The organism is Leucobacter sp. GX0328 (assembly GCF_053567315.1).
Genome location: NZ_JBSGPC010000001.1, coordinates 259,866 through 276,840 on the forward strand (window position 1 = coordinate 259,866; position 16,975 = coordinate 276,840).

Sequence of the window (16,975 nt, forward strand, 5' to 3'; positions counted from 1 at the left end):
GCCGCAGATCGCTGACCGGGGTCACGATCCGCGGCATGCAAAAACCCGTCGGGCGCGATGGCCGGCCCGACGGGTTCTGCTGCGGTGGGTCGCTTACTCGGCGGCCTCTGCCTCGGCGCCCTCGTCCTCCGAAGCGCCGCGCGGGGTGACGATGTGCACGACGAGCTGGTCGGCAGCGTCGAGCAGCAGCTCATCGGCGTCGAGCTGGACGTCGCCGGCGACGATGCGGGTGCCGGCCTCGAGGCCCTCGACGCTGACCTCGACGAAGTCGCGGATGTTCGTCGCGGGGACGCTCAGGCGCAGGGTGTTGAGCTCCTGCAGCGCGTTGGTGCCCGAGAAGGAGACGCCGGTGACGTGCACCGGAACCTCGACCTCGACCTTTTCGCCCTTCTTCACGACGATGAGGTCGATGTGCTCGATGATCTGGCGCACCGGATCCTTCTGCACGTCCTTGACCAGCACGAGCTGGGGCTTGCCGTCGACGTCGAGCTCGATGAGCGCGTTCGCCTGGCGGACGATCAGGCTGAGGGCGTGCGCATCGACCGAGATGTGCAGCGGGTCGGTGCCGTGGCCGTAGACGACGGCCGGGGTCTGGCCGGCGGCGCGGAGCTTGCGCGCTGCGCCCTTGCCGAAGTTGTCGCGTGCATTCGCGACGAGCTTGTTCTCGCTCATGATGTCTCCTTTACGGGCCTTGCGCCCTTTCGAATTGTCTCGCCGATTGGCGCGTCAGAAGGGCCCGTGAGAGGCACTACCGCGTCGATCACGGGCGCAGTGCTGCGCCCCTCGCCGAAGTACAGCAACCCATAATACACGATGGCGAGCGCACGGCCCCTGCCCGCGCTACCCTGTCCCCTATGAGCACTGAAGCCGCGGGCCGAGCGCAGGTCCACCCCGCCGATTCGCACGATCGCATCCGAGTCTCCGGAGCACGCGAGCACAATCTCAAGAACGTGAACGTCGAGATCCCGAAGCGCCGTCTGACCGCGTTCACGGGAGTTTCGGGGTCGGGCAAGAGCTCGCTCGTCTTCGGCACGATCGCGGCCGAGTCGCAGCGGCTCATCAACGAGACGTACAGCGCGTTCGTGCAGGGGTTCATGCCCACGCAGTCGCGCCCCGACGTCGATGTGCTCGAGGGGCTCACCACCGCGATCACGGTCGATCAGGAGCGCATGGGCGCGAACCCCCGTTCGACCGTCGGCACGGCGACCGATGTGAACGCCATGCTGCGCATCGTCTTCTCGCGCCTCGGATCGCCGCGCATCGGGGGCACGAACGCGTTCTCGTTCAACGTCGCCTCGGTCTCGGGCGCGGGCGCGGTCTCCGTCGAGAAGGGCGGCCGCACCGTGAAGGAGCGGCGCTCGTTCGAGGTGCTCGGCGGCATGTGCGCGAATTGCGAGGGCCGCGGCTCGGTGAGCGATTTCGACCTCGCCGAGCTCTACGACGCCGACAAGTCGCTGAACGACGGGGCCCTCAAGGTGCCGGGCTACAGCATGGACGGCTGGTACGGGCGCGTCTTCTCGGGCGTCGTGCCGATGGACACGCCGATCCGCGATTTCACGAAGCGGCAGCTCGACGACCTGCTCCACAAGGAGCCGACGAAGATCAAGGTCGAGGGCGTGAACCTCACCTACGAGGGCCTCATCCCGAAGATCCAGAAGTCGATGCTGTCGAAGGATCGCGAGGCGATGCAGCCGCACATCCGCGCGTTCGTGGATCGCGCGATCGTCTTCCGCACCTGCCCCGAATGCGACGGCACCCGCTTGAACGCGACCGCGCGATCATCGAAGATCGACGGGCGCTCGATCGCCGATGTGTGCGCGATGCAGATCTCGGATGTGGCGGCGTGGGCGCGCACGATCGACGACCCCGGGCTCGCGCCGCTGATCGCGAAGCTCATCGACACGCTCGACTCGTTCGTGCAGATCGGGCTCGGCTACCTCTCGCTCGAGCGCCCGACCGGCACGCTGTCGGGCGGAGAGTCGCAGCGCACGAAGATGATCCGCCACCTCGGCTCCCCCATCACCGACGCGACCTACGTCTTCGACGAGCCGTCGATCGGCCTGCACCCGCACGACATCCAGCGCATGAACGCGCTGCTCGTGAAGCTGCGCGACAAGGGCAACACGGTGCTCGTCGTCGAGCACAAGCCCGAGATGATCGGGATCGCGGACCACGTCGTCGATCTCGGGCCCGGTGCCGGCACCGACGGCGGCGAGATCTGCTTCGAGGGCACCGTCGACGGCCTGCGCGCTTCGGGGACGCGCACGGGGCGGCATCTCGACGATCGGGCGAAGCTCAAGGTGACGGTGCGCGAGGCGACCGGCGCGCTCGAGGTGCGCGGCGCCGACAAGCACAACCTCACGGGCGTCGACGTCGACTTCCCGCTCGGCGTGCTCTGCGCCGTCACAGGAGTGGCGGGCTCGGGCAAGAGCACGCTCGTGCACGGGTACGTCTCGAATCGGGAGGGCGTCGTGGCGGTCGACCAGGGACCGATCAAGGGGTCCAGGCGCTCGAACCCGGCGACGTACACCGGCCTGCTCGACCCGGTGCGCACGGCATTCGCGAAGCAGAACGGCGTGAAACCGGCGCTCTTCAGCGCCAACTCAGCGGGCGCCTGCCCCGAATGCAAGGGCGCCGGCATCATCTACACCGACCTCGGCATGATGGCGACGATGGAGAGCGTCTGCCAGGTGTGCGACGGCAAGCGCTACGACTCGGAGGTGCTGCAGTACACGCTCGGCGGCAAGAGCATCGCCGAGGTGCTCGACCTGTCGATGGCGGAAGCGCGGGAGTTCTTCGCCGGAACCTCGGAGGCGGGCGCCGAGGCGAAGGTGCCGAAGGCCGCGAAGATCCTCGACCGCCTCGTCGAGGCCGGCATCGGATACATCAAGCTCGGCCAACCGCTCTCGACGCTCTCCGGCGGCGAACGCCAGCGCCTGAAGCTCGCGATCCGCATGATCGAGGACGCCGACGTCTACGTGCTCGACGAGCCGACGACGGGGCTGCACCTCGCGGATGTCGAGCGTCTGCTCGAACTGCTCGACCGCCTGGTCGATGCGGGCAAGAGCGTCATCGTGATCGAGCACCATCAGGCCGTGATGGCGCATGCCGACTGGATCATCGACATCGGCCCGGGCGCGGGCCATACGGGAGGCGAGGTCGTGTTCGAGGGATCGCCGCGGGCGCTCGTCGAGGACGGCTCGACGCTCACCGGGCGGCATCTCGCCGCCTACGTGGCGCGGGGCGAGGAGGAGGCGGGATGAGCCTCACCGTGCGCACCGTGCTCGAGCCCCACGGCCCGGCCACTGCGATCGTTCTCGACGAGGGTCAGGTCGCCGCGCTCGGCGGCGGCAAGCGCGCGGCCGTGATCGTCACGATCGGCGGGCGTTCGGCGCGGCTGCGCCTCGCCTCGATGGGCGGCGCGTACATGATCGGCATCTCGAAAGCCAACCGCGCCGCGCTCGGCGTCGAGATCGGCGATGAGATCGAGGCTGGGATAGCGCTCGACACTGCGCCCCGAGAAGTCGAAATGCCCGCCGATCTCGCCGCGGCGCTCGACGCGGCACCCGGCAGCCGCGAGTCGTTCGACCGACTCAGTTTCACGCACCGCAAGGAGCTCGTGAACGCGATCCTCGAGGCGAAGCGCCCCGAGACCCGCGAGCGCCGCATCGCGACCGCCGTCGCGCGCGCCGCAGCGGGGGCTTGACACGCCAAAGCCGCATCGGGTTAGGGCCGATATATTGCATGACCTATGACAAAGATTGTCATTCGCAGTAGAATCCGGGCATGGCCACGATGAACATCTCCCTCAGTGACGAGCTCAAGGAGTTCGTCGAGCACGAAGTGCACGACGGCGCGTACACCTCGGCGAGCGAATACATGCGCCAGCTCATCCGCGAGAAGCGCGAGGAGGCGATCTTCCGGCAGAAGATCCTCGACGGGATGAACTCGCCGCTGTCGACGATGTCCTCGGAAGAGATACACGCTGAAGCAAGGCGGATCGCGCGTGAGCACGCCGACGCTTAATTGGACGGACCAGGCGCGACTCGAATACCTCAGTGCAGTCGCCTGGTACGCCGAGCACAGCTCGAACGACATCGCAGATCGGTTCATCGACGCGATGGCCGAGGCTTCTCACCGCATCGTCGACTATCCTGCACTCGGCTCAGACGCGTATTCGAAGGCTCTTCCCGGCGCCGTACTGCGATTCTGCAAGGCTCGAGACTTCCCGTACCTGTTGTTCTACATCGAGATCGCCGACGAGAGTCGCATCGAGGTTCTGCGCGTCCTGCACGAACGTCGGGACATTCCCCAGCATCTCGCCGCGTCGAGCGACGAGTAGGCTCAGCGGTCAGCGGGGCGCGGACTCCAGCGCGTTGATCGCCCGGATGAGCCGATGCAGCTTGCCGACCGCGCGCGGCATCGGCACGAGCGTCAGGCGCGGCAGCTCGAGCCGGTCGCGGTCGACGACCTCGGGGCCGACCGGGCCGGTCGTCTCGATGCGGCCTTCCGCGAGCATCTCGCCGAACCGCTCGTTCAGCTGGGCGATCTCGGCCGCGGTCGGCTCCGCGCGCAGCCGCAGCACGAGGCGGTCGTACTTCGGCGGCTCGCCGTCGCCCGCCGCCGAGCGCGCCTCCGCCTCGGGCGCCCCGGGGCCGGTCGCGCTGCGGTCGGGCACCCAGCGCAGCGAGTCGAAGTTGCGCCAGAACCCGGCGATCTCCTCGACCGCCTCCTCGGCGGAGTCGGTGATGAGCACCCGATCCAGGTCGTCCTCGGCGATCATGCCCGACGCGGCGAGCTGTTCGCGGGCGAAGCGTTCGAAGCCGCCCCAGAAATCTCCGCCGGGCCGGTCGAGCAGCACGATCGGGGCGGGCAGCATCTTTCCCGTCTGCTGCAGCGTGAGCAGCTCGAACGTCTCATCGAGCGTGCCGAAGCCGCCGGGCAGGCAGACGAATCCGCTCGACTCCTTCACAAGCATGAGCTTGCGCGTGAAGAAGTAGCGCATGGCGACGTGATTGCCGTCCTGGTTGATCATGTCGTTCGGCTTCTCCTCCATGGGGAGCCGGATCGAGACCCCGAGCGACATCTCGGGGCCCGCACCGCGCGCTGCGGCCTCCATGATGCCGGGGCCGGCCCCCGTCACGACCATCCATCCGAGCTCCGAGAGGCTGCGCGCCGCCGCTTCGGCCTGCTCCCAGAGCGGGTCGCCGACGAGGGTGCGCGCCGAGCCGAAGATCGTCACCTTGCGCGGGCCCTCGTGGCCGGCGAAGAGCTGGAAGGCGCGCCGCATCTCGGCGATCGCGGCCGCGGTGAGCTTCAGATTGGCGCGGCTCGTGCCGTCCTCTCCCAGGCCGAGACTCGTTTCGATCAGTTGTTCGACGAGCTTGCGCTGGTGCGCGATGCCTGCCTCCGCGAGCAGCGCGTCGATCGATCGGGCGAGAGCGTCGTCGGCGGGATTCTGTACGTGATCGGCCATATCTGCAGAGTCTAGGAGATCGGAACGGAAGATTCCGGGCGGCGCCCCGCGCAGGGAGGTCTAGGCTGGGGCCATGCCCAGTCGGCGCGCGCATCTCACCCGGCGGACGGAACAGAACGGCCTCGCGGCCGCTCTTTCCGAGCTCCGCACCGAATCGGGCGTGCCCGTCGGCTTCCCGGCCGAGGTGCTGGCCGAGGCCGAGGCGGCGCATGGCGGCCCGCTCCCCGACCTCGATCTGCGCGGGATCGCGTTCGTCACGCTCGACCCCGAGGGGTCGCAGGATCTCGACCAGGCGTTCTGCATCGAGCCCGCCCCCGCGGGCGACGCCGCCGGCGGCTACGTGCTGCGGTACGCGATCGCCGACGTGCCGTCGTTCGTGCGGCCCGGCGGCGCCATCGATCTGGAGGCGCGGCGGCGCGGGCAGACCCTCTACCTGCCCGACGGCCTCGTCCCGCTGCACCCGCCGATCCTCAGCGAGGACCGGGTGTCTCTGCACCCGACCGGCGACCGCACGGCGTACGTCTGGACGATCCCTGTCGACGCGTCGGGAGCCGCGGAGTTCGAGGGAGGCGCCGCGGCGCCGGCACGGGTCGAGCGCGCCCTCGTCCGCTCGCGCGCACGACTCGACTACGCCGCAGCGCAGCGGGAGATCGACGCGGAGAGCGCGCGCGAGCAGGTGCGTTTGCTGCGCGAGTTCGGTCTGCTGCGCATCGCGCAGGAGCACCGGCGCGGCGGCGCGAGCCTGAGCATGCCCGACGAGGAGATCGTGTGCGACGACTCCGGCTACCGCATCGAACGCCGGTCGCCGCTGCCCGTCGAGGAGTGGAACGCGCAGCTGTCCCTCCTCACCGGCATGGCTGCGGCCCGCATCATGCTCGACGGCGGCATCGGCATTCTGCGCACCATGCCGGCGCCCGAAGCCGAGACCCTCGCCGAGTTCAAGGTGCGCGTGCGGGCGCTCGGGCTCCCGTGGCCCGAGCGCACGGCGTACGGCGACTACCTGCGCGATGTGCCCCGCGACACGGCGCAGGGCCTCGCCGTGCTTCACGCTGCGGCCAGCCTCTTCCGCGGCGCGGGCTACACCGTGTTCGACGCGGGCGGGACGGTCTCGGCCGAGGACGCCGTGCAGTCGGCGATCGCCGCCCCCTACGCGCACGTGACGGCGCCGCTGCGACGCCTCGTCGACCGCTGGGGCCTCGTCATCTGCGAAGCGCTCTGCTCGGGCTCCCCCGTACCCGAGTGGGCGCGGGCGAGCCTCGGCGACCTGCCCGCGCTCATGCGGGCCTCGTCGTCGCTCGCGGGCCGCATCGGCGGCGAGGCGCTCGACCGCGTCGAGGCCGCGCTGCTGCACGACCGCATCGGCGATGTGGTCGCCGCAACCGTGCTCGAGGTGCGCGGGTCGCGTGCGCGCCTGCAGATCGCGGACCCGCCGATCACGGCGTCGGCAGAACCGGTGCCCGAGAGACTCGCGCCGGGCACCGAGGTTTCGGCGCGGGTGGTGAGCGCCGACGTGCCGAGCGGCAGGCTCGCGCTCGCGCTCGCCTGACGGCCGCCGGAGCCGATCGTCTAGACGGTGACGACCTCGGGCGCGCCCGATTCGCGTTCGTGCCCCATCTCCTCGGCGATGCGGTTCGCCTCGGCGATGAGGGTCGCGACGATCTCACTCTCGGGCACCGTCTTGATGACTTCGCCCTTCACGAAGATCTGACCCTTGCCGTTGCCGCTCGCGACGCCGAGATCGGCCTCGCGGGCCTCGCCCGGGCCGTTCACGACGCAGCCCATGACGGCGACGCGCAGCGGCACGCTCATGCCCTCGAGGCCCTTCGTGACCTCTTCGGCGAGCGTATAGACGTCGACCTGGGCGCGGCCGCACGACGGGCACGAGACGATCTCGAGCTTGCGCTCGCGCAGGTTCAGCGACTGCAGGATCTGCAGGCCGACCTTCACCTCCTCGACCGGAGGGGCCGAGAGCGAGACGCGGATCGTGTCGCCGATGCCCTCGGAGAGCAGGATGCCGAACGCGGTGGCGCTCTTGATCGTGCCCTGGAACGCGGGGCCGGCCTCGGTGACGCCGAGGTGCAGCGGCCAGTCGCCGCGTTCGGCGAGCTGCCGGTACGCCTTCACCATGACGATCGGGTCGTTGTGCTTGACCGAGATCTTGAAATCGTGGAAGTCGTGCTCCTCGAAGAGCGAGGCCTCCCAGACGGCGCTCTCCACGAGCGCCTCTGCGGTCGGCTTGCCGTGCTTCTGCAGCAGGCTCGGCTCGAGCGAACCCGCGTTCACGCCGATGCGCAGCGACACCCCGGCGGCCTTCGCGCGCTTCGCGATCTCGCCGACCTGGTCGTCGAACTTGCGGATGTTGCCCGGGTTCACTCGCACCGCGGCGCAGCCCGCATCGATCGCCGCATACACGTAGTTGGGCTGGAAATGGATGTCGGCGATGACCGGGATCTGACTCTTCATCGCGATGATCGGCAGTGCTTCGGCGTCATCGCGGCTCGGCACGGCGACGCGCACGATGTCGCAGCCCGACGCCGTGAGCTCGGCGATCTGCTGCAGCGTCGCGTTGATGTCGGTCGTCGGCGTCGTCGTCATCGACTGCACCGACACCGGCGCACCGCCGCCGACGGTCACCGAACCGACCTTGATCGCCCGAGTCGCGCGCCGCGGTGCGAGCACCTCGGGCACGGACGGCATTCCCAGATTCACAGCTGCCACGGGCCCGAGTCTACAGCGGTCGTCCCGGGAAGCGCCGTGCTCCTCCGCCGGGTCGCCCGGTGCCGCGGGTAGGATCGCCTGTGACGCAGACCCGGACGTGCGATTGGCAGCGATGACGAACCCCGACGACCTCTCAGACCTCGTGCAAGGCATTCACGACGAACAGGCGCGCGAGCAGAGCGACGGCGCGGCTGAGACGCCCCCGACCCCGGCAAGCACTCCCGCGGCTGCGAGCGGGCGCAGGCGGAAGCGCCTCCTCATCGGCACCGTGATCGGGGTCGCCGCCGTGCTCGGTGCGAGCGGTGCGACCTGGGCCACGATCTCGGCGATGTCGCAGCAGAGCACCGCGGCCGAGGCGTCGAAGCCCGCGGCGCCGAAGCGCACGCCGTCTCCGACTCCGACACCGACACCGGAGCCGACGCCCGAGCCCGCTCCGCCCGTCGAAGAGGTGCCCGTCGAACCGCCGGCCCCGCAGTGGTCGGTCGACGACCCCGCCTCGTACCAGGTGGTCGTCAACAAGCAGCGCCCGTTCAATCCGATCGATTGGGCCCCCGGCGACCTCGTGATGCCGAACGTGCCGAATCAGAACGGCCAGCCGATGCGCGCGGAGGCAGCGGCGGCGGCCGAGGCGATGTACGCCGAGGCCTCGGCCGCCGGCGTCCCGTTCACGATCGCCAGCGGCTTCCGCGACTATTACTACCAGGTGTCCCTCTTCGACAGCTACGTCGCGTCGGACGGCGTCGAGGCGGCCGAGACCTACTCGGCTCGGGCCGGTTTCTCGGAGCACCAGACCGGGCTCGTGATGGACATCACGGAGTGCGGCGGCTGCGGTCTCAGCGAGGCGTTCGGCGGCACGCCGCAGGGCATCTGGGCGCGCGACAACGCGTACCGTTTCGGCTTCATCATGCGCTACCAGCCGGGCCAGGAGCCCGTCGTCGGCTACGTGTACGAGCCCTGGCACTTCCGCTACGTCGGGCCGGAGGTCGCCGCCGACATGCAGGCGAAGGGCATCCCGAACCTCGAGGACTACTTCGGCCTCCCCGCCGCCCCGACCTACTAGGAGCTAGCCGAAGAGCGACACCGGTTTCACGATGTCGGCGTAGGCGAGCAGCACGCTCATCGCGCCGAGCGCGATCACGACGACGAAGGTGACGGGCACCATGCGCGCGGTATCGACCGGGCCCGGATCGGGCCTGCCGCGCAGGCGCGCGATGCCGCGCTTCAGCCCCTCGTACAGGGCGCCCGCGACGTGCCCGCCGTCGAGCGGCATGAGGGGCACCAGGTTGAACACGAAGAGCGCGACGTTCAGCGAGCCGAGCAGCTGCACCATGATCTGGGTGCGCGCCGCGACCGGCGCCTGGTCGAGGCTCGCGACCTCGCCCGCGAGGCGGCCGACCCCGATGACGCCCATCGGGCCGTTCGGGTCGCGCGCCTCCGAGCCGAACGCCGCATTCCAGACATCGACCATGCGCTCGGGGAGGCGCACGATGACGCCCGCGACGTTCGCGACGTTATCGCCGACGTAGGCCGGCACGGCCGTGATCGGCAGCGCGACGGTCTCCGAGGCCGGCGTCGCGCCGACCATGCCCACGGTCTCGGTGACCGGTGCGCCGTCCGCACCTGTGACGGCGGCACCCTTGTCGTCGACCACCGCGCGCTCGTTCGCCACGGGGGTGAGCTCGAGGCGCTGCTCGGCCCCGCCGCGCTCGATCACGAGATCGATCGGCACTCCCGGCGACGCCGAGACGAGATCCCTGAACCGCTGCCAGTCGTCGATCGGGGCGCCGTCGGCAGAGACGATGCGGTCGCCCGGCAGCAGCCCGGCCGCGGCGGCGGGGGCCGCCGGGTCGCCGGTCGAGCAGCTCGTCGACGTGCTCGAGGCGGGCAGCAGGCATTCGCTCACCTGGGCGAGGGTCGTGCTCGACTGCGGCACGCCGAAGCCGACCAGCGCGATCGCGAAGAACACGAAGGCAAGCACCAGGTTCATGAACGGCCCGCCGAGCATGATGATGATCTTCTTCCACACGGGCAGCCGGTAGAAGGTGCGGTGGTCCTCCCCGTGCGCGATCGTCTCGGCGCTGGCGAGCCGCGCCTCGTCGACGAGGCCGGCGATCCCTCTGCGGGACTCCCCCGGCACGTCTTCGGCATCGCCGCCCGCAACAGCGCCGTCGCCGGCATCGCCGACGCGGTCGAGCTCGCGCTCGATCTCGAGCACGGCGCCGCGACCGTCGCGGTGGGCGACCGCGCCGCCCTCCTGCACGACCGTGTTCAAGAACCCTGTCGTCGAGGCGCGCGGCGCCTCCCCCGGCTTCTGCGGCGGGTACATGCCCGTCATCGCGACGTATCCGCCGAACGGCAGCATCTTGACGCCGTACTCGGTCTCGCCGATGCGGCGCGACCAGATGGTCTTGCCGAAGCCGATCATGTACTGCGTCACCTTGACGCCGAAGAGCTTCGCCGGCAGCAGATGGCCGACCTCGTGCAGGGCGATGGAGAGCGCGAGACCCGCGAGCAGGATCACGACTCCGAGCACATACAGCAGCACTTCGATCACGCGGTTCAGGCTACTGGTCGGCGCTGTGGAGTTTCGGGGAGCGCGCCCGGTGAACGCTGCGCGTGACGGGCTCGACGATCCCTGTCGGGTCTGGCCGTACCCGCGGCGCTACCGGGCCTTCGCCGCGATCGCTTTCTCGGCCTGCTCGCGCGCCCACCGCTCGGCCTCGACGAGCGTGTCGAGCGTGAGCGCGTCGGGGGCGGTGTGCTTCTCGAGCACGTCGCGCACCGTGTCGACGATGTCGAGGTAGCCGATGCGACCGGCGTGGAACGCCTCGACGGCCTGCTCGTTCGCGGCATTGAACACCGCCGGGTAGGTGCGGCGCGCCCGCCCGACCTCCTTCGCGAGTTCGACGGCGGGAAACGCTTCGGAATCGAGCGGTTCGAACTCCCAGGTCGAGGCGGTGCTCCAGTCGAGCGGCGCGCCGACGTTCGCGAGACGGTCGGGCCAGGTCATGCCCAGCGCGATGGGCAGGCGCATGTCGGGGGGCGAGGCCTGGGCGATCGTCGAGCCGTCGACGAACTCGACCATGGAGTGCACGATCGACTGCGGGTGCACCACCACCTCGATGTCGCCGTACGAGACGCCGAAGAGCAGGTGGGCCTCGATGACCTCGAGGCCCTTATTCACGAGGGTCGCCGAGTTCGTGGTCACGACGCGGCCCATATCCCAGGTGGGGTGCGCGAGCGCCTCGGCGGGCGTGACGTCGCGCAGCGCGTCGCGGGTGCGGCCGCGGAACGGGCCGCCCGACGCGGTCAGCACGAGCCTGCGAACCTCGTCGCGGGAGCCCGATCGCAGCGCCTGCGCGATGGCCGAATGCTCGGAGTCGACCGGCACGATCTGACCGGGCTTCGCGGCCGCCGTGACAAGATCGCCGCCGACGATGAGCGACTCCTTGTTCGCGAGGGCGAGCGTGCGCCCCGCTTCGAGCGCCGCGAGCGTCGGGGCGAGGCCGATCGAGCCGGTGATGCCGTTCAGTACGACATCGGCGGGCACATCTCGGATGAGCTGCACCGCCGCGTCCGCGCCGAGGCCGGTGTGCTCGACGTTGAACTGCTCGGCCTGCTGCTGCACGAGCTCGCCCTGCGTACCGGCGATAAGCCCGACGACCTGGAACTTCGACGGGTTGCGGCGCACGACGTCGAGCGCCTGCTCGCCGATCGAACCGGTGGATCCGAGGATGATGACGCGCTTCATGCCACCATTGTGCCCGAAGCCACCGGCGCGGGGCGCCTAGGCGCTCTTCTCGACGAGCTGCAGCACGAAGGTGCGGGTCATGCCATCGTTGTAGCCCTGGTCGGAGGGCATGGTGACGAGGATCGTCGACCCGATCTTCTGACCGATCATCGCCGAGCGGAAGCCTTCGATCAGCTTGCCCTTCTCGGTGCTGAACGGGATGCCGGTCTCGCTCCAGTTGCCGTCGAAGCGCACCGCGCCGTTCCAGTCGACGCCGACGTAGTTGGTCATGATCTCGTCGCCCTCGGCGACGACGGCTCCATCGCCCTCCTCGAGCACCTGCATCTCGAGGTCGGTCGGCGGCTCCATGCACTCGGGGATGGTGATCTTCGGCTCGGAGGCGCCGTCGCCGAGGTCGACCTTCGGGTACTGCTCATCGCGCTTGTCGAGCTTCTCGCAGACGATCTCATCCTCCGCCCCCGAGGCGGCCGCACCATCGCCGCGGGTGATCTTGGTGGTGTCGACCGCGACGACGATGGCGTCCTTCTCGGTCATATCGGGAACACCGGCGTCTTCGGGGGTCGAACCGTTCAGGATCGACGCGAGCGGTACCACGGCGACGGCGCGCTGGCCCTCGGTGGCGCAGCTGAGCACGCCGCCCGCGAGCGGGTCGGAACCGGCTGCGGCAGAGAAGACGCCCTCGATGTCCTGGTTCGCCATGGGCATCATGTTGCCCGCGCCGTCATCGGCTTCGAGGATCTTGCCGGTGGCGCCGTTGAACACCGTGATCGAGTAGGTGATCGCGTCGCCCTCGGCGACGACCGCGCCCTTGCCCTCGGTGATGACCGAGCGCTCGGTGGTCTCGGTGCGCACCGGCGTCTTCGACTTCAGCTTGAGCTCGGCGCCCGTCTCGCCCGAGAGCTCGATCGACTTGCTGGCATCGCCCGGCGCCATGCAATCGGCCCCCGAGGCGTCCTGGGTGGGGCCTCCGCTCGAGCAGGCGGTCATCAGGAGCAGGGCCGCCACGGCGGCGGCGGGCAGGATGGTGCGGGTGAGCTTCACAGCTGGGTTCCTCACTAACGGGTCGGCATGATCCGGGGCGGCGACGCGCGGCGCGAATCGGCGCAGCTCCCCAGTCTGGTCCATCGGTCTTTGCGTTCTCTGTATTCGGCGCCAGGGATCACCGGGCGCCGTCGCCCCGACGCGCGTCGAGGGCGGCCTCGTAGAGATCCCTGGCCGACAGCCCCGTGGCCTCGGCGACCGCGCGGGCGGCGTCCTTCAGGCGTTCGCCGCCCGCGACGCGCAGCTGCACGTCGGCGAGGGCGGTCTCGGGCGAGACGGTCCGTTCGGGCGCTCCCCCGACCACGACGACGATCTCGCCGCGCACGCCGCCGGCCGCCCATTCGGCGAGCTCGTCGAGCGGGCCGCGGCGCACCTCCTCGTGCAGCTTGGTGAGCTCGCGGCAGACGGCCGCGGGCCGGTCGCCGCCGAACGCCGAGGCGAGGTCTGCGAGCGACGCCGCGAGCCGCGTCGGCGCTTCGAAGAATACGAGCGTGCGGCGCTCGTCGGCGAGCATCGCGAGCGCGCGACCGCGTTCGCCCGCTTTGCGCGGCAGAAACCCCTCGAAGGCGAAGCGATCGGTCGGGAGCCCCGCGACCGCGAGCGCGGTGACGACCGCGGAGGGGCCGGGAACGGCGGTGACCTGCACGCCGCGCTCGGCCGCGAGCTGCACGACGCGGAAGCCGGGGTCGGAGACGGTGGGCATGCCAGCGTCGCTCACGAGCACGAGGTCCTCGTGCTCGGCGCGGTCGACGAGCTGCGCCGCACGGTCGTGCTCGTTGTGGTCGTGCAGCGCCACGAGCTCCGGGCGGTGCTCGATGCCGAGCAGCCGCAGCAGCTGCACCGTGTGGCGCGTGTCCTCCGCCGCGACGACGCTCGCGGAGCCGAGCACCTCGCGCAGCCGGGTCGAGGCGTCCCCGAGGTTGCCGATGGGCGTGGCGGCGAGAATGATCACCCCCTCATCGTACGCGTCGCCCGCGGCGCCACACTCCTCCGCCCGAACGCTGCTAGGCTGTGTCGGCTATGCTCCCCGCCGATTCCACCCCGACTCCCGCCCCGCGCGGCGCGACGCTGATCTCGCATACGGGCTTCGCCTACTTCCCGCTCGCCTTCATCGCGCGGCTGCCCTTCGCGATGCTGGTGGTCGGCGTGCTCACCCTCATCGTCTCGCTGCGCGGCTCCGTGGAGACCGCCGGGCTGGGCTCGGCGATGGTCGGCATCGGCTCGGCGATCGTCGGCCCGCTGATCGGAGCTGCCGCCGATCGCTTCGGCCAGCGCCCGACCCTCATCGTCGCCGGCCTGTGCAACAGCCTCGCGCTCGTCGCGATCGCCTGGGTGACCACCGCGGACACCCCGGATTCGGCGGTGTTCATCACCGCGTTCTTCGTCGGCGCGACCGTGCCGCAGGTGTCGCCGATGTCGCGCTCGCGGGTGGTCACGATCGCGACGACCCGGCTGCCGCCGGAGCGCGCGCCCCGCGCCCTGTCGTCGATCCTCGCGTACGAGTCGGCTGCCGACGAGATGGTGTTCGTCTTCGGCCCCGTGATCGTCGGCGTGCTCGCGCTTGCCTTCGGCGCGTGGGCGCCCATCGTCGGCGCGGCGGTGCTCACCGTGTTCTTCGTCGGCGCCTTCGCCCTGCACCGCACCGCCGTGCCCGCCCGCACGAAGGAGGAGCGCGCCGCGGTGCTCGCCCCGGCGAGCCACCTGTTCCGACCGTCGCTCCTGGTCATCGTCTTCGGCATCTTCTCGGTCGGGCTGATCTTCGGCACCACGCTCACCACGCTCACCGCGTTCATGCAGCAGCAGGGCGATGCCGAGTCGGCGGGCCTGCTCTACGGCGCGATGGGCGTCGGCTCCGCCATCCTCGCCCTGTGCGTCGCGCTGTTCTCGCCGCGCTTCACCCTGCGCTACCGCTGGTTGCTCTTCAACCTGTTCATCATCGTGGGCGGCATCGCACTGGCGCGCGCGGATTCCGTCGGCACGGTGCTCGTCGGCCTCTCGCTCATGGGCATCGGCATCGGCCCGCTGCTCGTCACGATCTTCAGCTTCGGCGCGATCCGCAGCCCCGAGGGCCGTTCGGCGACCGTGATGACGATGCTCGGTTCGGGCATCATGCTCGGGCAATCGCTCGCGGCCGCTGCCACAGGAGCCGTCGCCGAGGACGCCGGCGTCGAGGTCGCGATGCTGCTGCCGCTCGGGGCCGGAACGCTCGTGCTGGCGTGCGGCGCCGCGAACTGGGCACTCACCCCGCCGGAAGGCTCATGATGCCGGTGTTCACAGCTTCGTCGCGATGACGATGTCGTTCTTATCCGACTGATCCCAAGTCGTCTCGATGACGCAGGTGATGACGACGAGTCGATTCGGGTCGTGATACCAGATGTCCTGCGCGGCGATATCCGTCTTCAGGATCTCGCGCGACTCCTGCACCCGGTACGCCTGGCCGAGGTAGTCGATCGTGTCGCCGGCTTCGAGGCTGCGCAACTGGTCGCCCGCACAGCTCTGGTTCTCGCAGGCGTGCGCGAGCACGTACGTCGTACCCCCGGTCTGCGGGTAGCCGTTCGCGGGGTCCACGATCTGCCAGAAGTACTGCCCGCCGTCCGGCGGGTTCCACACCTCCGTGTAGGGCATCTGCTGCACCGAGGGGATGCTGGTGGTGAGCGGCTCGCGGGGCGGCGCGGGCGCCGGAGTAGTGGGGGCGGGAGACGCAGGTGCGGTCGTAGCGGGTCGCTCGGCCACCGGCTCGGGAGCCGGAGCGAATGCGCCCAGGGCCGCCGCGATGCCGATGCCCGCTCCCGCGAGCACGACGGCGCCGGCGGCGGCGAACCACGGCCAGCGCTTCCGCGCTCGCGGCTCGGCGGTTCGAGGTGCGAGGTCGGCGGCCACCGCCCCGGTCTCCGAATCGAACCGACGGGCAGGGAGCGGCCCGGGTTCAGCGCCTTGTCCGTGTTCGTCGTCCGCAACCGTCATCTCGCGGTCCCTTCCATCACGAGTGCGACGAGGTCTCCCGGGACGCACCCGGGAGACCTCGTCGCACTCCGCGCAGCGTTGCGCTGCTCGTGAAACTATTCCGTTGTATTCCGTTACTCGGCGGCCGTCTGCACCGCGACCGGCGGCTTAGGCGCCGTCGGGCCGGGCTGCGGCTGCGGCTCGGGCTGGGGCTCGGGAGCCGGAGCGCAGTCACCGCTGCCGAAGTAGTAGGTGTCGCCGCCGAAGCTGACCGTGGACACCTCAGCGCCTTCGGAGCCGGTGAAACCGACGCCGAGGATCTGGAAGTAGTAGTCGTCGTCGACATCGGCCTGGAGGTTCGTGTAGATCTCGCTCCAGGAGGTGCCGAGGAAGCTCGTCCACCCGCTGGAATCGGTCAGTGCGAGATCGGCGAGGTTATAGGTGCCGGGCTCGAGCGCGACGGATCGGACCGTGGAGAACGACTCGGGCGAGCGCGGCTCATCGTCCAGGCCATCGAAGACGAAAACCGGGATCTGCAGCGTGACACTGCCCTGCAGCACCTCGATCGAGGTCGAGTTCACGAGCCCTTCGATAGGTGCGAGCGTGCCGTCGCCGCCGTAGGCCGGGAGTCCGGCGGTCGGCCTCGCATCGATCGGGAAGCCCTTCAGCAGCTGCACGACCGAGACACCGGGCTCGGAGCTCGTCTGCGCGAGGGCGGTGACCGAGCACTCGCCGAACTGCACGCTCTGCTCGAGTGCGAATTCCGGGTCGTAGTTCGAACCCACATGCCACTGGTCGTAGTTGTAGCCCGCACCGACCTGCGTCTCGTCGCCGTTCTCGAAACCGGCGACGTCGCCCGGCCCGAGCGTCAGGTCTGCCGCATACGCGGGTGAGATACCGCCGAATGCGAGCGCTCCGGCGGCGGCCAGCGCCAGGCCGACCTTTGCGACGTTCGTACGACGCACTGTCGAATTCTTCACTGAATGTTCTCCTCGGAGTCCGCAGAATTGAGTCGGGTTCTCGGCATTGGTATCGCGTTCATACGG

Annotated in this window: 16 protein-coding genes; 7 read left to right on the plus strand and 9 right to left on the minus strand. The window is 69.9% G+C overall.

Annotated elements, in window-relative coordinates; all coding sequences use genetic code 11:
* Positions 1-93 precede the first annotated feature (93 nt).
* Complete coding sequence (locus ACUYTF_RS01130) at positions 94-672, minus strand: 50S ribosomal protein L25/general stress protein Ctc (RefSeq protein ID WP_434141364.1); 579 nt, start codon at positions 670-672, stop codon at positions 94-96.
* Positions 673-854: 182 nt separating this feature from the next.
* On the opposite strand from ACUYTF_RS01130, the gene ACUYTF_RS01135 reads away from it, so the two are divergent.
* From ACUYTF_RS01135 to ACUYTF_RS01150, 4 genes are all read left to right on the plus strand, one after another.
* Complete coding sequence (locus tag ACUYTF_RS01135) at positions 855-3,263, plus strand: ATP-binding cassette domain-containing protein (protein ID WP_434141362.1); 2,409 nt, start codon at positions 855-857, stop codon at positions 3,261-3,263.
* Positions 3,260-3,706, plus strand: coding sequence for a YdeI/OmpD-associated family protein (locus tag ACUYTF_RS01140; RefSeq protein ID WP_434141361.1), 447 nt, complete (start codon positions 3,260-3,262; stop codon positions 3,704-3,706). Before ACUYTF_RS01135 ends, ACUYTF_RS01140 begins: the two co-directional genes overlap by 4 nt.
* Positions 3,707-3,786: 80 nt before the next feature.
* Positions 3,787-4,026, plus strand: a complete 240-nt coding sequence (locus tag ACUYTF_RS01145) for a type II toxin-antitoxin system ParD family antitoxin (RefSeq protein WP_434141359.1) — start codon at positions 3,787-3,789, stop codon at positions 4,024-4,026.
* Positions 4,007-4,342: a type II toxin-antitoxin system RelE/ParE family toxin gene (locus ACUYTF_RS01150; protein WP_434141357.1), complete on the plus strand. Its 336-nt coding sequence runs from the start codon at positions 4,007-4,009 to the stop codon at positions 4,340-4,342. The genes ACUYTF_RS01145 and ACUYTF_RS01150 overlap by 20 nt, the downstream gene beginning before the upstream one ends.
* 9 nt (positions 4,343-4,351) lie before the next feature.
* On the opposite strand, the gene ACUYTF_RS01155 is transcribed toward ACUYTF_RS01150, so the two are convergent.
* Positions 4,352-5,476, minus strand: coding sequence for a TIGR00730 family Rossman fold protein (locus ACUYTF_RS01155; RefSeq protein ID WP_434141355.1), 1,125 nt, complete (start codon positions 5,474-5,476; stop codon positions 4,352-4,354).
* Between the two features lie 73 nt (positions 5,477-5,549).
* On the opposite strand from ACUYTF_RS01155, the gene ACUYTF_RS01160 reads away from it, so the two are divergent.
* The gene (locus ACUYTF_RS01160; protein ID WP_434141354.1) at positions 5,550-7,022 is read left to right on the plus strand and encodes an RNB domain-containing ribonuclease; all 1,473 of its coding nucleotides are present in this window, start codon (positions 5,550-5,552) and stop codon (positions 7,020-7,022) included.
* Between the two features lie 20 nt (positions 7,023-7,042).
* Here the strand turns inward: ACUYTF_RS01160 and ispG are convergent, their stop codons facing one another.
* Complete coding sequence (gene ispG, locus ACUYTF_RS01165) at positions 7,043-8,173, minus strand: flavodoxin-dependent (E)-4-hydroxy-3-methylbut-2-enyl-diphosphate synthase (protein WP_434141679.1); 1,131 nt, start codon at positions 8,171-8,173, stop codon at positions 7,043-7,045.
* Positions 8,174-8,306: 133 nt separating this feature from the next.
* On the opposite strand from ispG, the gene ACUYTF_RS01170 reads away from it, so the two are divergent.
* Positions 8,307-9,254 (plus strand): D-alanyl-D-alanine carboxypeptidase family protein, encoded by a 948-nt coding sequence (locus tag ACUYTF_RS01170; RefSeq protein ID WP_434141352.1) that lies wholly within the window; start codon positions 8,307-8,309, stop codon positions 9,252-9,254.
* Between the two features lie 3 nt (positions 9,255-9,257).
* Here the strand turns inward: ACUYTF_RS01170 and ACUYTF_RS01175 are convergent, their stop codons facing one another.
* The 4 genes from ACUYTF_RS01175 to rsmI form a co-directional block, all read right to left on the minus strand.
* Positions 9,258-10,739, minus strand: a complete 1,482-nt coding sequence (locus tag ACUYTF_RS01175; RefSeq protein ID WP_434141678.1) for a site-2 protease family protein — start codon at positions 10,737-10,739, stop codon at positions 9,258-9,260.
* 117 nt (positions 10,740-10,856) lie between these two features.
* The gene (gene dxr / locus ACUYTF_RS01180; RefSeq protein WP_434141350.1) at positions 10,857-11,945 is read right to left on the minus strand and encodes a 1-deoxy-D-xylulose-5-phosphate reductoisomerase; all 1,089 of its coding nucleotides are present in this window, start codon (positions 11,943-11,945) and stop codon (positions 10,857-10,859) included.
* 36 nt (positions 11,946-11,981) lie between these two features.
* Positions 11,982-12,986 (minus strand): FKBP-type peptidyl-prolyl cis-trans isomerase, encoded by a 1,005-nt coding sequence (locus tag ACUYTF_RS01185; RefSeq protein ID WP_434141348.1) that lies wholly within the window; start codon positions 12,984-12,986, stop codon positions 11,982-11,984.
* A gap of 118 nt (positions 12,987-13,104) precedes the next feature.
* Positions 13,105-13,938: a 16S rRNA (cytidine(1402)-2'-O)-methyltransferase gene (rsmI, locus tag ACUYTF_RS01190; protein ID WP_434141346.1), complete on the minus strand. Its 834-nt coding sequence runs from the start codon at positions 13,936-13,938 to the stop codon at positions 13,105-13,107.
* A 68-nt stretch (positions 13,939-14,006) separates the two neighbouring features.
* Between rsmI and ACUYTF_RS01195 the strand changes: the two genes are divergently transcribed.
* Positions 14,007-15,248 carry an MFS transporter gene (locus tag ACUYTF_RS01195; protein ID WP_434141344.1) on the plus strand — a complete coding sequence of 414 codons (1,242 nt, stop codon included), beginning with the start codon at positions 14,007-14,009 and terminating at the stop codon, positions 15,246-15,248.
* Between the two features lie 9 nt (positions 15,249-15,257).
* Here ACUYTF_RS01195 and ACUYTF_RS01200 read toward each other — a convergent pair whose 3' ends face one another.
* Positions 15,258-15,950, minus strand: coding sequence for a hypothetical protein (locus tag ACUYTF_RS01200; RefSeq protein ID WP_434141342.1), 693 nt, complete (start codon positions 15,948-15,950; stop codon positions 15,258-15,260).
* A 113-nt stretch (positions 15,951-16,063) separates the two neighbouring features.
* A complete protein-coding gene (locus ACUYTF_RS01205; RefSeq protein WP_434141340.1) occupies positions 16,064-16,909 on the minus strand; it encodes a hypothetical protein in 846 nt (281 codons plus the stop codon).
* Between the last annotated feature and the right edge of the window lie 66 nt (positions 16,910-16,975).

Bases quoted from the DNA above. Each gene is read 5' to 3' on its own strand.
- ACUYTF_RS01145 (WP_434141359.1), top strand. From the start codon at position 3,787: ATGGCCACGATGAACATCTCCCTCAGTGACGAGCTCAAGGAGTTCGTC.
- ACUYTF_RS01135 (WP_434141362.1), top strand. From the start codon at position 855: ATGAGCACTGAAGCCGCGGGCCGAGCGCAGGTCCACCCCGCCGATTCG.
- ACUYTF_RS01140 (WP_434141361.1), top strand. From the start codon at position 3,260: ATGAGCCTCACCGTGCGCACCGTGCTCGAGCCCCACGGCCCGGCCACT.
- ACUYTF_RS01170 (WP_434141352.1), top strand. From the start codon at position 8,307: ATGACGAACCCCGACGACCTCTCAGACCTCGTGCAAGGCATTCACGAC.
- ACUYTF_RS01130 (WP_434141364.1), bottom strand. From the start codon at position 672: ATGAGCGAGAACAAGCTCGTCGCGAATGCACGCGACAACTTCGGCAAG.
- ACUYTF_RS01195 (WP_434141344.1), top strand. From the start codon at position 14,007: ATGCTCCCCGCCGATTCCACCCCGACTCCCGCCCCGCGCGGCGCGACG.
- ACUYTF_RS01160 (WP_434141354.1), top strand. From the start codon at position 5,550: ATGCCCAGTCGGCGCGCGCATCTCACCCGGCGGACGGAACAGAACGGC.
- dxr (WP_434141350.1), bottom strand. From the start codon at position 11,945: ATGAAGCGCGTCATCATCCTCGGATCCACCGGTTCGATCGGCGAGCAG.
- ACUYTF_RS01200 (WP_434141342.1), bottom strand. From the start codon at position 15,950: ATGACGGTTGCGGACGACGAACACGGACAAGGCGCTGAACCCGGGCCG.
- ispG (WP_434141679.1), bottom strand. From the start codon at position 8,173: ATGCCGTCCGTGCCCGAGGTGCTCGCACCGCGGCGCGCGACTCGGGCG.
- ACUYTF_RS01155 (WP_434141355.1), bottom strand. From the start codon at position 5,476: ATGGCCGATCACGTACAGAATCCCGCCGACGACGCTCTCGCCCGATCG.